The organism is Halomonas sp. KO116 (assembly GCF_000734975.2).
GTDB classification, from domain to species: Bacteria; Pseudomonadota; Gammaproteobacteria; order Pseudomonadales; family Halomonadaceae; genus Vreelandella; species Vreelandella glaciei.
Window position 1 is genome coordinate 124536 of the sequence record NZ_CP011053.1, and the last position, 14375, is coordinate 138910.

Sequence of the window (14375 nt, forward strand, 5' to 3'; positions counted from 1 at the left end):
CTTGCATGACACTAACCACACTTTTGCTATTGGCAGCGGCACTGATTGGCATCGGGATTTATGGTGCGCTTTCCCAGCAATCGTTCGTGATGCTGATGATGGGACTGGAACTGATCCTCAATGGCGTCATGCTCGCCGCGGTGGCGTTCTGGGCCTTTAGCGGGGCTGGGGCGCCAGAAGGGCAACTGCTGACGATCATTGTTATGGCGGTGATGGCCATTGAGATGGCCATGGGATTTGCTTTGGTAGTAGCCGTCTTCCGCGGTAAGCAGGCCGACATGACCGAGTCACTGACCGGGTTGAAGCACTGATGTTGTGGTTTGTTCCTCTTTTCCCACTGCTTGCCGCCCCCGGGATGTATTGGCTTGGCAAGCGCTTGTCCGCTAGGGATAGTGGTCGAGCCGTGTTGGGCCTGATGGGGGCGGCAGTCGCTGTCGTTACCCTGCTGCTCGCGAGTGTGGCGCTCATGGGGGACTGGGGTGGTGCCTATCGCTGGAGCTCACGGATCGTCCTGTCGGTTGGGATGACACCAGCGAGCGCTGTATTTGCCATCGTCGTGCCACTGATCGCTACACTGATCATAGCCTATAGCGCCTACCATGAGTCTGAGCCCGTCAGTGAGGGCGTGCCAACGCGTCCACCCGTCAGGTTGGTCGCTCTGCTGACGGCATTTGTCGGGGCGATGGAGCTTCTCGTGCTGGCTGAGGATCTGGTGACCCTGCTGATCGCCTGGGAGCTGGTCGGGGCCTGTTCATGGGCACTGATTGCCCACGAGTGGCAAGAGGGCGACAACCTGCGGGATGCCGCCTGGGCGTTCCTGGTCACTCGCTTCGGGGATCTGGGGCTGTACATTGCAGCGGCGGCAGCGTTTGCCGGCACTGGCTCGTTTGCCTTTGCTGACCTGTCCCAACTCGATGGATGGCTACTGGATGTGTTTGTTGCCGGCGCCGTGTTGGCTGCAGCGGCCAAGTCCGCCCAGGTTCCCTTCTCGCCATGGTTGTTTGCCGCCATGTCTGGGCCAACACCGGTGTCGGCATTGCTCCACGCGGCGACCATGGTCGCCGCAGGTATCTATCTGGTGATTCGGCTGCATGCGGAGATGGCTGCCGTTGCCTGGTTTGGGCCGGTTGCCATCACGTTAGGCTTGGCCACCGCCCTAGCAGGGGGTGTCGTGGCCTATCTGCAAAGGCATGCCAAGAAGCTGCTGGCCGCCTCGACATCCGCTCAGTATGGCTTGATGTGGTTAGCGGTTGGGGCAGGCTTTCCCGGTGTCGCCCTGGTGCACTTCGTCACACACGCCTTCACGAAAGCGGCTTTGTTCCTAGCAGCCGGCATTGCCGAACGTCATGCCGGCAGCTACTCGCTAAATACGATGCGCCTTGGGCGACTGCTTCCGGGGATTGCAGTGGCGACCATGGTCGCCAGTCTGGCGCTGGCAGGGGTTATCCCGGTGGGGGCATCCTGGAGCAAGGAGGAGATCATTACTGCTGCTGGCCATCAGGCGTCCTGGCTGGCCGTGATCGCCGCCATCGCTGGTGGGCTCAGCGCGTTGTATGCAACACGCTTTCAGTTGCTCGCATTTGGACGAGATCTGCATGGCCGCACGAAAACGGCCCCATCACAGCCAGGGCACTCCTCGGTTGAGGCCGGCTCGCTCTACCTGCTTTCGGCAGGCACGCTAGTGCTATCTCTGCTCTGGTGGCCCGGTGTGGGAAACGACCTTGCTAACCTGCTATCGATCCAGCTTCCCCAAACCAAACTGTGGGAACTGATCCTGTCGCTATTGCTAGTGGCGCTAGGCATTGGCGCTGGGTTTTGGACGGTGCGCCGTGAGGGGTCGAATCAGAGCCGACAGAGCGAGACGCATGCTGCTATGGCGAACTGGTTTGGCCTGCCAGCTCTGGCAGAGCGGGGGATTGCTACCTTCATGAGGTTCAGCCATGGCCTGGCACGTTTCGATGATCGCGTAGTGGATGCTGGATTACGGGGCCGCGGAGTAAGTGCTGCGATATCCTTCAGCCATGGCCTGGCACGCTTCGACGATCGAGCTGTAGATGCTGGCATCCGCGCCAGCGCCCGTTTTGGCGTGTGGCTGGCCAAGGTCAGTGATCGACGTGGCGAAGGGGCATTCGATGGCGCAACGAGCCTACTAGCGAGAGGCGTTGACTGGGCGGGCCAAGTAGCGCGGCAGGCCCATACCGGACAGACGCATCATTACTACACCGGTATCGCGGCAGGGTTCGCCGTAATTTTTATAATCTTGGGCATAGGAGCACTCCTTTGATTCTCACCGCAACCTTGGGCCTTCCCATGCTGGGAGCTCTCGTACTCGCCGTTTCACGCCGTTGGACAGAGACCACGGCTCGCCTGTTTGCTGTGGGGGTTTCCCTATTGCCTGTATTACTGCTGGCCTGGGCTTGGCTGCAGTTCGATACCCAAGGCGCACTATTTCAATTTGTCGAAGAGGTGCCTTGGGTACCCAGCCTGGGCATGGCATACCGGCTAGGCGTAGACGGCATCGCGCTGGCTATCGCGACGATGAGTTCCTTGGTCTTCGCTGCCAGTATTGCCTATCCCATTAACACGCAGAACCAGCCTCGGCAGTACTACGCTTGGATGCTCTTTCTGCAGTCCGTATCGCTTGGCGTCTTCCTCGCGTTGGACCTGCTGCTCTTCTATGTCTTTTTCGACCTGAGCCTGGTGGGGATGTTTTTCCTGATCGGCCGCTGGGGGCACGGTCAGGCCCAGCATTCAGCATTCAAGTTCTTTCTTTACACTTTCTGTGGTTCGCTACTGTTGTTGCTGGCATTCATCGGGCTTTATCTATCAGTCGAGCCACACACCTTTGACATGCGAGTGCTGATCGAGCAGCAGCCATTGGCGGGAGCGGGTGTGTCTGCTGGCCTCATATTTCTCGCCCTCATGCTCGGCTTCGCCATCAAGGCTCCCATCGTGCCCGTGCATACCTGGTTGCCCCAAGCGCATGTCGACGCTCCCGGACCGGCCTCGGCAGTTCTCGCCGGGGTGCTGCTCAAGATGGGCACCTACGGGATTCTGAGGATTCCGTACTCAATGATGGGGGAGACCTTTGCCCGCTACGCTCTGATTATCGCTCTCTTTGCTGTGGTTTCTATTCTCTATGGTGCCCTCGTGGCATTTGGCCAGGGAAATTTGAAACGACGCATTGCCTATACCTCTATCAATCATATGGGCTACACGGTGCTAGGGATCGCCGTGGCTGGCGCCTTGTTCCAGGATGCGGTATATGCCCGCGAGATGGCACTGATAGGGGCCACGGTAGAGATGGTGGCACACGGACTGATTACCGGGGCGCTGTTTCTGATCTGCGGCTCGTTCTGGCAGCGCACCGAGGAATACGATTTGGATAGCTATGGTGGGCTGCTCCGACAGGCACCGCTATTGGCAACGTTCGCCATACTCGCCTCGTTTGCCAGCCTGGGGCTTCCTGGTCTGGCCGGCTTCGTGGCGGAGTTCCATATCTTTGCCGGCACCTTTGCCGTCTACCCTTGGCTCGCTGTCATTGGTGTGCTGGGCATTCTGATCACGGCAGCGTTGTTTCTGCAGATGCTGCAGAAACTGTTCTTCGGGGCGATGCCGCAGCGTTGGGCGAAGTTTGACGATCTGCGCCCAGCTGAGTGGGGTGTGCTCGGGGTGCTGTCGGCAGGCTTCGTGATCATCGGTATTGCGCCGCAGTTCCTGCTGACCCTCATAGAGGCTTCAGCAACGCTGTTGGTAGGAGCCCGCTGATGCCTATTGGTGATGTGTTGCCGGAAATCAGCCTGACGCTCGGTGCTGTGATTATCGTATTGTTCGCGGCTTTCGCCCGACAACATCAGCATGTCTGGGCGGCTGTACTGGCGTTGCTCACGATTGGGCTTTGTATTGGGTTGACCTTTACGCAGTGGGATGGACCGCCGCGGCTGACGTTCTCGGGTGTGTGGGCCCTGGACGGCATGGCACTCTCCAGCAAACTAGTCGTGTTGATTGCCGGCGCGCTGGTTATTGCCATGTCGCCTGAGTGGATGCAGACCGATCGCCGCCATGCCGAGTATTACGCATTGGTGTTGTTCGCGCTGTTGGGTGTGATCATGATGGCGTCAGCCAGTGACACCATGGAACTGGTCGTCGGTGTGTTGCTGTCGTCGGTGGCCAGCTATCCGCTGGCTGCCTATCACCGCACCTGGGCACCCGCCCTGGAAGCTGGCATGAAGTATTTTCTGATGGGAGCCTTGACCAACACTTTACTGACGATAGGCGTTGTCGTGTTGTTCGGCCTGACTGGTAACACAGGCTATCCAGAAATCGCACAAGGACTTTCCGTGGGTCACGACAGCCTGGCGCTAACCATCGCCACTGCCTCTATCATACTGGGCTTGTCCTTCAAGCTGGCGGCTTTTCCGGCCCACGCCTGGATGCCGGATGTAGCCCAAGGTTCCCCGGCACCGGTGGCAGCCTTCTTGACCGTAATTCCCAAGATTGGCGCTGCCGTCGCATTGGCCCGTTTCGTGTCATTAATGCCGCCGGATGTCGCCTGGCGAGCGATTGTGGCTCTGATCTCGGTCACGACCATGACGCTGGGTAACGTGGCTGCCCTTCGACAGACAGATGTACGGCGCCTGCTGGGTTGGTCATCGGTTTCCCAGTCCGGCTATGCCTTGATGGCTATCGTGGTAATGGGAACAAGCGACCAGGCTCTACCGGCGCTGGTGTTCTTTTTGGCCAGCTACGCCATTGCTAACTTGGCGGCTTTCGCTGTGGTCACCTATCTGAGAGGGCGCACTGCACTGGAGAGCTATCAGGGGCTAGCCAGACAGGCCCCTATTGCCACAACGATACTAATCGCTTCGCTACTTTCTTTAGTGGGTATCCCGCCGCTGATCGGTTTTTTTGGCAAACTCATGTTGTTCAGCGTCACGATTGAGGGGGGATACGCTTGGCTGGCATTCGTGGCTGCCGCCAACACCGTTGTCTCGCTGTTCTATTACCTGCGCATCGTGGCGCGGATGATGTTTAGCGATACCCGACCCACTGTGCATGTACTGGTGGGCCAGTGGGCACGAACCACCATGATCGTGTCTGGCTTGCTGTTGATTGTCGGTGGGCTTGGTGCAGAAATGCTAATGGAGTTCACGGATTCGATAGGCTTTGTGCGTTAGGCCTGGCCTGCCGAATCAAGCTAAACGGAGTAATACTTAGAGGGAGTTATTTATGTCACCTATTCAAGATTTAACTATCGAAACAATCGATAGCATTCATACCAAGGAGTGGCTGCGTGCGTACCAGCGGGTTCGTGCCGCCACCGACGCAATTTGCGAACCTCTGCATAAAGAAGATTACATGGTGCAGAGCATGCCGGACGTCAGTCCCCCCAAATGGCACATCGCCCATGTCAGCTGGTTCTTCGAAGCCTTCATCCTCAAGCCGTTTCACCCCAGCTACCAGACCCTCGACCCCGCATACGATTACCTTTTCAACTCTTACTATGAGACCCACGGTACGCCGTTTCCTCGTCCTGAACGCGGCATGATTTCGCGCCCCACAGTGGATGACGTCTATCGCTATCGCGCGCACATTAATCAGGCCATGGAAGAATTGCTCAACGACCCTCCGCAAGAACACCTGCAGGAGATTCTCCATCGTCTGGAGCTTGGGTTGCCTCACGAGCAGCAACATCAGGAACTGCTGTTCATGGACATCAAGCATATTCTGGCCCAGAACCCGCTCTGCCCAGTCTATCGAGGTGATCTTGTGTCGGCACCCGCCCATGAGGTCGGTGAACTCGGTTGGCACGCTTATCCAGCCGGAGTGCGGCAAATAGGTCATGATGCCGACGATAGCCGTTTTGCCTACGACAACGAAATGGGGCGTCATCGTCAATTCATTGAGGCTTTCCAGATCGCTGACCGTTCGGTTACCAATGGTGAATTTCTCACGTTCATGCAGGCGGGGGGATACGACAAACCTGACTATTGGCTGTCGGATGGCTGGGCCACGGTCAAGGCGGAAGGCTGGAAGGCGCCACTTTACTGGGTCGAGCGGGACGGCGTCTGGCATCACTATACTTTAAGCGGGCTGGTGCCAGTGGACGTGAATGCGCCGGTTTGCCATGTCAGCTTCTACGAGGCCGATGCCTATGCCCAATGGGCCGGCGCACGCCTACCTACTGAGGCCGAGTGGGAGGCGGTGGCTCAACATGTCCCCCTGCAGGGCAACTTCGTCGAACAAGGCCATCTTCAGCCGGTCGCGGCTGCCCCCGGCGGATCCAGCGAGGGGCCGAGGCAGATGTTCGGTGATGTTTGGGAATGGACCGGCAGCGCCTATCGGCCCTATCCAGGATTTCGCAAGTTGCCGGGCAGCTTAGGTGAATACAACGGCAAGTTTATGTCGGGGCAGATGGTGCTTCGAGGTGGCTGTTGTGCCACCCCGGAAGACCATATCCGCACGACCTATCGTAATTTTTTCCCACCTCATGCCCGTTGGGCATTTTCCGGATTCCGTCTTGCTAAGGAGAGCTAATCATGAGCCTGGCCGTACAATTCCACGACTTGCACCCGATCCCAGCCTCAACATCGCTTCGCGATGAGATACTGACGGGATTCAGAGCCGATCAAAAGTTCGCCTCGCCAAAGTTCTTCTATGATCAGCGTGGTTCTGAGTTATTTGATCGAATTTGTGAGCAACCGGAGTATTATCCGACACGGACCGAGGAGACGATACTCGCTGAGGCCGCCGATGAGATAGCGACGATAGCCGGGCATGAGGCGACGTTGATCGAGCTTGGCAGCGGGGCGAGCCGTAAAGTACGGCTTCTATTGGAAGCCATGCGTCCTACCAGTTATCTGGGGATCGATATCTCACGGGATTTCCTGCTCGACAGCACACGACGGTTGGCTGCTGACTACCCATGGCTTGAAGTGCATGCCGCCTGTGCCGATTTCTCCTGCAATATGGCCTTACCGGACGGGCTATGCTGCGAAAGACCGGTCGGTTTTTTTCCTGGCTCCATTATCGGCAACTTCGACCCACAAGCCGCTGAAGATTTTCTTTGCGGGCTGCATTCTTTGTTACCCACCGGCAGCGGATTGTTGGTAGGAGTCGACTTGGTTAAGGATAAGCCGACCCTTGAAGCCGCCTACAATGATGCAGCTGGTGTGACGGCAGCATTCAACCTGAATCTACTGGAAAGGCTGCGACATGAGCTGCACGCTAAAATAGATCCCGCCAATTTTGTCCATCAGGCGTTCTTCAACGAAGCACACTCTCGTATTGAGATGCATCTGGTCAGTCAGTTACCTCAAGTCGTCACTATTGAAGGGGAGCGCTTCAGTTTTCTGGAAGGGGAGACGATTCACACTGAAAACTCTTACAAATACACGGTCGAGGGGTTTCAGGCGTTGGCGGGACGTGCGGGATTTGAGGCGCTCTCGTCCTGGACCGATGCGAATAGCTTGTTTAGCGCCCACTACCTGACGCGTGCCTAGGGGACACTGATAGCGCGGCCACTACAACTCCACATTAAACGCTGATAGGGAAGGCCAAGGACAGGTCAATCCCGGAAGCACACACAAGGGGTCGCGCCAGTTCGCGGTGTCACTTCGGCTCTGAGGATAGCTACCTTGAATTGAGGGGCGCGCTTAAGGACCATTCCTTCGTAGCAGATAGCTGCAGTGATGCCGGTGGTCGTGGTACTTAGCAGTTCTCGGCCGGTTTCGATGGCACGCATGCGTGACATCTGGAAGGGCAGGTGAGGGCCGAACCAAGCATTGTTGCTGACATTTACTAGTAACTGCGCTTCGGACAGAAGTTCTGTGACTTCGGCACCAAGACCGCTTCGTAGGAGATGAAGACCCCTAAGGGCGCCTCTGATGCATTAAGAACGTGTGCTTGCCTTCCCGGTATGAAAACAAACATGGCCGCCCCGAGCACGTCGGGGACCGAACCCAAGAAGTCTCGAAACGGAACATATTCACCTAATGGCACCAAGTGCGTTTGTAGTAGAAGCCTGAGAGATGGGAGAGGCTCACCACCACATTTTAGATACGACCCTCCGCTTCGCATATCGGGACGCCAATCAGTAACAAGTTGCCTGCCTGCTCGGCTAACGCCTCAAGCTCAGCAAGATATTCATTAGCCTGGTTATATCACATCGGGGTTGCTGCTTCTGACCAGATCCCGATGTCGGTCCCGAGGGCAAGGTACCGTGGCTTTTTTCGAGCACTACGCTTACTTATTAGCACTAGGGAAACACTACAAAAAACCGCCTGAGCTTGCAGGTAGTCATCGTCAGGGAATTGGTATCTAGCTTTTTGTCACCGTCTGCCAAAGCTGCCCTATGAATAGAGTTCTTCGCTGTGCTAGCGCAAGAAAAAGCCTTGCTGCGCAAATTGTCGACTAGCGTACCCTCCATCAGTGACGGAAACCGCTGTAAACCGACGGCCGGCTTCCCGCGTTCACGGCCTATTAGCTTCACGGAGCCCGCCCCGGCTCGTTCAGACCAGACTAATCGTTATGCTTTTTACCAAATAAAATTCCAACACGCGCGCGCCGCAACGGCTCACCGATCAAGACGATCAGCCCGACCCCAACCGCAATGGCGAGCATATCGGAAGGTATCAGCTTGAAACCGCCTAAGGCGATCAGCAAAGCTGTGGCCGCAGCCGGCGGGTGCGAGGCCTTAAGTAGCTGCTGAACGAGCAGGCAAATTCCCATCGCGATGGCCGATGCGACGACGCGCGACAGGGGCATGGTCTGGCTCGACAGCACCGATGCCCATACGAGGAGCCGGTTAAGCTGTGTACTCAATCGGCAAGGAGTGTCGGTAGCCGTCATTTGTCCACGGACACGGGTGGCTGATCAAAAACATTAATCACATGCTACAGGCCTCGCGCGCTAGGTAGCCCACGCGAGAATATAACGTTCACGTTCATCGCGCCCGCCTTTACCAAGGGAGTGACTCCCCATTGCTATGCCATAACCCACCATTGTTATCTAGTGTCAGCGCTTCAATACGTGCGGCAATGCCCAATGCAGCCTCTTGTGGACTGATCAATCCACCAGAATTAACCATGCGTGTTTTCACATAGCTGGGATGAAGGTGAGCCACGGCAATACCCAACGACCTCAAGTCCATCGCCAACGATTTACCAAACGCATTGAAAGCAGCTTTAGAGGCTCGGTAACCTAGCACCCACCGGAGTCGTTATCCGCTAGTGAGCCCATGTGGCTAGTGATATTAGCGAACTTGCTACCCTTTTTAAGATTTGGTAGTAGCGCTTCCACTACTCGCTGTGGCGCATAGACGGTGATTTCTATCTGCTCGCGGATACTATCGAAATCAACACCACCTAGTAACTCATCGCGAAGCAGTCCGCGTTGTTAATTAATAGATCTACCTCTTGGCCATTAAGCGCCTCGACCAGCCGGGCGACGTCGCCAGGCCGGGTGTCATCAATGCCCTCATTCACCTGATCGGCCTCGCGATCTAGTTCTTCCGACGACTGGCGGCAGGCACCGAACACTCGCCATCCAGCATCAAAATAGTGTTCTGCGAGCACCAAACCTACACCGCGGTTGACACCCGTAACGACAACTGCCGATTTCATTTTTGTCCCTCGCTTCCTTTCCTAATGTGTCCTACCAAGCCTAGGTGATAATAGCGCTACTGACCTGGAATAACCCACAAGACGTGCCCTTAATATACATTCAATCCCTTGGTTAAACTTGTGCAACCCAAGGCTTCTTGACTATGTTTCAAGTTATGTATGCGAATCGACACAGAGGTAGAGCTGCATATTAAAAATAAAGAATTCATGGAGGAATGCCCATATGAGCCAGCCGTGCACGATCATTTTCGATGGAGAAGAAATAAGAGGCATCGCCGATGAGCCATTGATCGACTTTCTAGAAGGTCATGGCATCGCTTTGCCAAGTGTTTGTTATCATCCCTCGCTAGGGGCGATTGAAACCTGCGATGCCTGCTGGGTCGAAGTCAATGGAGAGCTAAAACGAGGCTGCGCGCTGCGTACCCAAGAAGGGATGCAAATTTCCAGCCGTGATCCACAGGCTGTTGCAGCACGCCACGAAGGAATGGATCGCCTGCTTAGCAAGCATGAGCTGTACTGTACGGTATGTGAAAACAATAATGGCGATTGCAGCCTGCATAACGCAGTGGTGGAAATGGATATCCCCATTCAACGTTATGAGTTTCAACCTAAACCGCATGCTAAAGACACTACTAGTCCGTTTTATACCTACGATCCTGACCAATGCATTCTGTGTGGCCGTTGTGTCGAAGCGTGTCAGAACATCGAAGTCAATGAAACCTTAAGCATTGACTACGCCAGTGAAAACCCTCGCGTACTTTGGGATGGCGGCAAGGAAATCAATGATTCAAGCTGCGTTCATTGTGGACATTGCGTCACTGTTTGCCCTTGCAACGCACTGATGGAAAATAGCATGGATGAGCATGCGGGTCCGCTTACCTCCATGCCATGGTCACTTAAACGGCCGATGATCGAAATCGTCAAGAAAATCGAAACGACCATCAGCGCTAAGCCCATCACAGGGATTTCGGAAATAGATTCAGCTTGGCGCCAGCCCGGCATCAAACGCACTAAAACGGTCTGTACCTATTGTGGCGTCGGTTGCTCATTTGAAATGTGGACGCGCGATCGTCATATCCTCAAGGTTCAACCTTCCCCTGACGCTCCTGCCAACGGTATTTCTACCTGTATTAAAGGTAAATTTGCCTGGGATTTCGTTAATAGCGAGAAACGACTGACCACTCCACTGATCCGTGAGAATGGCCGCTTTCGTGAAGCCAGTTGGGAGGAAGCATTAGATCTCGTAGCTCGCAGGTTGCTTGAAGTCCGCGACACGCATGGTTCTAACAGTCTGGGTTTTATTGGCTCAAGTAAGGCCAGCAATGAAGAAGCTTACCTAACTCAGAAAATCGCTCGTTTGATCATCGGCACTAACAGTGTCGATAACTCCTCGCGCTATTGCCAAAACCCCGCCACTAAAGGCTTGTTTCGCACTGTCGGCTACGGTGGAGACGCCGGTACCATCAAAGATATTGAGCAAGCTGAGGTGGTCGTGTTAGTGGGTAGCAATACGGCCGAAAACCATCCTGTGATTGCTTCAAAGATTAAAGCTGCGCAAAAACTACGCGGCCAAAAATTGATCGTCATGGACCCACGCAAGCACGAGATGGCCGAACGCGCTGATATTTTTCTACGCCCCAATGCCAGCACTGACCTTATTTGGGCTTCGGCTCTGTCGCGTTATATGTTCGATAACCACTTAGCGGACCTGGATTTTCTGGGAAGATGGGTCAATAACGTGGAGGAGTACCGCCGCTCATTGGAGCCATTCACCTTGGATTTCGCCGAATTCAAGACAGGGATTTCCAAGCAGGAGCTAATCAACACCGCCGAAATGATTGGCCGGGCAAAAAACGTCTGCCTGCTGTGGGCGATGGGAATCACCCAGCACTCCCACGGCTCGGATACTAGTACTGCACTTTCCAACTTACTACTGGTAACAGGTAATTATGGCAAGCCCGGCACTGGCGGTTACCCTATGCGTGGCCATAATAATGTGCAGGGTGCGAGCGATTTTGGCTGCCTACGCAATATGTACCCCGGCTATGATAAAGTCACCGATGAGAGCGCACGACAGCGCTGGGCTAAAGGCTGGGGCGTCGATCCGAGCCAGCTCTCTAATGAGGTCGGTGAAGGCAATTTCCTCATGGTGCAATCGGCCGACCAGGGCGATATCAAAGCGATGTATGTGATTGGCGAGGAAACTGCTTTTTCCGATGCCAATACTCATAACGTACATTCCGCCTTTGAAAATCTTGATTTTATGGTGGTGCAGGATATCTTTTTAAGCCGTACTGCGGAGTTTGCTGATGTAGTGCTGCCCGCCTGCCCTAGCGTTGAAAAAGACGGAACATTTGTCAATACGGAACGGCGTATCCAACGCTTCTATGAAGTGCTGCCACCACTTGGTGACAGTCGTCCTGATTGGCGTATCCTTACCGACTTGGCCGCTCGTATGGGCCATGATTGGGGTTACACACACCCTTCTCAGATTATGCAAGAGTGCGCCTCTATCTCGCCGATGTTCGCTGGCGTCACCTACGAACGCCTGGAGGGCTGGAAATCCCTGTCGTGGCCAGTAGCTGCGGATGGTACTGATACACCCCTTCTGTATACCGATGGATTTCATACAGAAGACGGCAAGGCCAACCTTTTCCCGATGGAGTGGAAGGAGCCTGAAGAAGCTACCGATGCGGAATATGATTTATCACTCGATAATGGTCGGATACTTGAACAATTCCAAGGGGCCAATCAGACAGGCCGCTCGCAAGGCATCTGGGATCAGGCCCCGCATGGCTTTGTCGAAGTTAGCCCTGAACTTGCCGCCGAGCGGGGCATCAAGGAAGGCACTTGGGTACGGATTACTTCACGACGCGGCAGTATCGATTTCCCAGCGTTAATTACTGACCGTGTGGCTGGCAAGACCCTGTTCATGCCAATCCATTTCGGCAAGCCGGGAGTGAACGCCCTAACGGGCGAACATAACGACCCCGTTGTACAAACGCCGGCCTACAAGGAGACAGCCGTCAAACTTGAGGTGCTCGACAAGCGCACAGAACCGCCACTACCCAGTACTAACTATCGCTTCGGGCGGCGCACGCCTAATCAAGGCGTAGCGGTTGAGGTCAAGTGGATGCAAGAAGATTATCGGTTACCGCCCGCCCAGCAAACCAATCCGAGGAAAATGTAATGGCCGAACGAATCTCCCAGGACGTGACGCCGCCAAAGATAGGCCCTGATGCTCACGAAGAGTTAGAGACCCTGCTTCAGACCCTACATGAGCATGGGGTGCTGCGCTTTACTAACGATATGGTGGCCGCCAATTCCGATATTATTCGTATCTTGGTTAACGGACTGAGTAAAGAAGGGTCTCTCAACGCTATTCAAAATATCTCGATCATGGCGATGACCTTGTCCTCCATCCCCCCGGATCGTTTTTACCAAGTGATGTTCGCGATTAAGGAGGGGATGGGCGAGGTCAGCAGCTATCATGGTAATGAAAAGAGTAGTGAAAAGAGTGACGCAAAGACCGCTGAAGAAACTGACAACAAAGAAGCACCAGGTATCCGCGGTCTGTATAAGCTGCTGCACGACGATGAACTCTGGCATGCCATCCAGCCACTACTGGCGGGGTTAAGAGCTTTTTCCGAGCGGCTCGACAAGCCTATCGACAAGCCAGTCACCGACTTTACCGGCAAGGCGACAGAGGGACCATAAACCACGAACACGCTGGTAAATGAGTGCCCAGACTAGGCTGAGCGTTTGTTGACGGCACTATTGGGCAACACATAAGAGGGTCCGAGAATCCGCTCCGAGCCTGAGTAAATATTAAAACGACCCTCGCGCAGAAATCCTACCAGTGTTATACCGAACTCTCTTGCCAGCCGCACCGCATAACTGCTGGGGGCGGAAATCGCGCATACAACCGACACCCGCGCCATGATACATTTCTGAATGAGCTCGAAACTAGCTCGTCCACTTAGTAGCATGATGCGATCAGAAAGCGGCAGCTGATTATTCAATACTGCCCATCCATTCAATTTGTCCACCGCATTATGACGTCCAACATCTTCTCGTAATACCAGTAGTTGCCCACTGGTATCAAACAGGGCAGCGGCGTGTAACCCGCCGGTTTGCTCGAAGAGTGTTTGATGCTTGTGTAGCTCTGCTGGCAACGAAGAGAGCAGTTGTCGACTCAACTGATTGGAAAATGCTAAAGGTGGCAGCCCCTGCATAGCCTCAAGATTCAGCTTTTTCTTACCGCATACGCCACAGGCGCTGTTAGAGAGAGATGAACGCTCCAAGCGTTCGGCCTTAGTGGCATTAAAGCGCTTAAGCACTACTTGCAGTACATTGGGCTGCCCGACTAGATGGTCGATAACTTCAAAGTCATCCTTAGTACGCGCGAGCCCCTCGCTTAGCATTAATCCGGCGGCCAGTTCTCGATCGTGGCCTGGTGTTCGCATAGTGATAACAGGTTCGGCACCCGATAGGCGGATTTCCAACGCCTCTTCGATGGCCAAAGCGTCCTCTCTGGCGGTGATACCTTTGGCGTCTAAGGTGAGGATATCCAAATGAATATCGCCGTATTCGTGCGCGTTCCTCGCTATATCCATTGTAAGCTCCTTGCCCTGGTCTCTTCCTGAGTCGCGGCCACTTTTTTAGCAAGCAACAAGTCCACTATCTTTGAGGCTAGTTCAGCTTTTACCACCTGCCAATAAGATATGTGCTTAATCCTCCACATACCGCTAA

General features: G+C 54.8%; 10 protein-coding genes and 1 pseudogene. 8 read left to right on the forward strand and 3 right to left on the reverse strand.

The genetic code is table 11. From position 1 onward, the window contains the following. Window positions 1-5: 5 nt before the first annotated feature. From nuoK to egtD, 6 genes are read left to right on the forward strand one after another with little or no spacing between them, the layout of a single operon-like run. Window positions 6-311, forward strand: a complete 306-nt coding sequence (gene nuoK, locus KO116_RS21950) for an NADH-quinone oxidoreductase subunit NuoK (protein WP_035413666.1) — start codon at window positions 6-8, stop codon at window positions 309-311. Beyond that, window positions 311-2284: an NADH-quinone oxidoreductase subunit 5 family protein gene (locus KO116_RS21955; RefSeq protein ID WP_035556016.1), complete on the forward strand. Its 1974-nt coding sequence runs from the start codon at window positions 311-313 to the stop codon at window positions 2282-2284. Before nuoK ends, KO116_RS21955 begins: the two co-directional genes overlap by 1 nt. Continuing rightward, the gene (locus KO116_RS21960) at window positions 2281-3768 is read left to right on the forward strand and encodes a complex I subunit 4 family protein (protein WP_253505848.1); all 1488 of its coding nucleotides are present in this window, start codon (window positions 2281-2283) and stop codon (window positions 3766-3768) included. The genes KO116_RS21955 and KO116_RS21960 overlap by 4 nt, the downstream gene beginning before the upstream one ends. Next, entirely contained in the window at window positions 3768-5177 is a 1410-nt protein-coding gene (locus KO116_RS21965; RefSeq protein ID WP_035556014.1) for an NADH-quinone oxidoreductase subunit N, read from the forward strand. The genes KO116_RS21960 and KO116_RS21965 overlap by 1 nt, the downstream gene beginning before the upstream one ends. Window positions 5178-5229: 52 nt before the next feature. Continuing rightward, on the forward strand, window positions 5230-6537 hold the full coding sequence (egtB, locus tag KO116_RS21970; RefSeq protein WP_035556011.1) for an ergothioneine biosynthesis protein EgtB: 1308 nt from the start codon (window positions 5230-5232) through the stop codon (window positions 6535-6537). A 2-nt stretch (window positions 6538-6539) separates the two neighbouring features. After that, complete coding sequence (egtD, locus tag KO116_RS21975; RefSeq protein WP_035556010.1) at window positions 6540-7502, forward strand: L-histidine N(alpha)-methyltransferase; 963 nt, start codon at window positions 6540-6542, stop codon at window positions 7500-7502. A 1018-nt stretch (window positions 7503-8520) separates the two neighbouring features. On the opposite strand, the gene KO116_RS21980 is transcribed toward egtD, so the two are convergent. Both KO116_RS21980 and KO116_RS21985 read right to left on the reverse strand, forming a co-directional pair. Beyond that, window positions 8521-8850, reverse strand: a complete 330-nt coding sequence (locus tag KO116_RS21980; protein WP_082072709.1) for an HPP family protein — start codon at window positions 8848-8850, stop codon at window positions 8521-8523. A gap of 109 nt (window positions 8851-8959) precedes the next feature. Next, window positions 8960-9623, reverse strand: a pseudogene (locus tag KO116_RS21985) (SDR family oxidoreductase). A gap of 223 nt (window positions 9624-9846) precedes the next feature. Here KO116_RS21985 and fdhF point away from each other — a divergent pair. Further along, window positions 9847-12813, forward strand: coding sequence for a formate dehydrogenase subunit alpha (gene fdhF, locus KO116_RS21990; protein WP_035556006.1), 2967 nt, complete (start codon window positions 9847-9849; stop codon window positions 12811-12813). After that, entirely contained in the window at window positions 12813-13340 is a 528-nt protein-coding gene (locus KO116_RS21995; protein WP_035556004.1) for a DUF1641 domain-containing protein, read from the forward strand. The genes fdhF and KO116_RS21995 overlap by 1 nt, the downstream gene beginning before the upstream one ends. A gap of 32 nt (window positions 13341-13372) precedes the next feature. Here the strand turns inward: KO116_RS21995 and fdhD are convergent, their stop codons facing one another. Further along, window positions 13373-14239, reverse strand: a complete 867-nt coding sequence (gene fdhD / locus KO116_RS22000; RefSeq protein ID WP_052703837.1) for a formate dehydrogenase accessory sulfurtransferase FdhD — start codon at window positions 14237-14239, stop codon at window positions 13373-13375. Window positions 14240-14375: the final 136 nt, after the last annotated feature.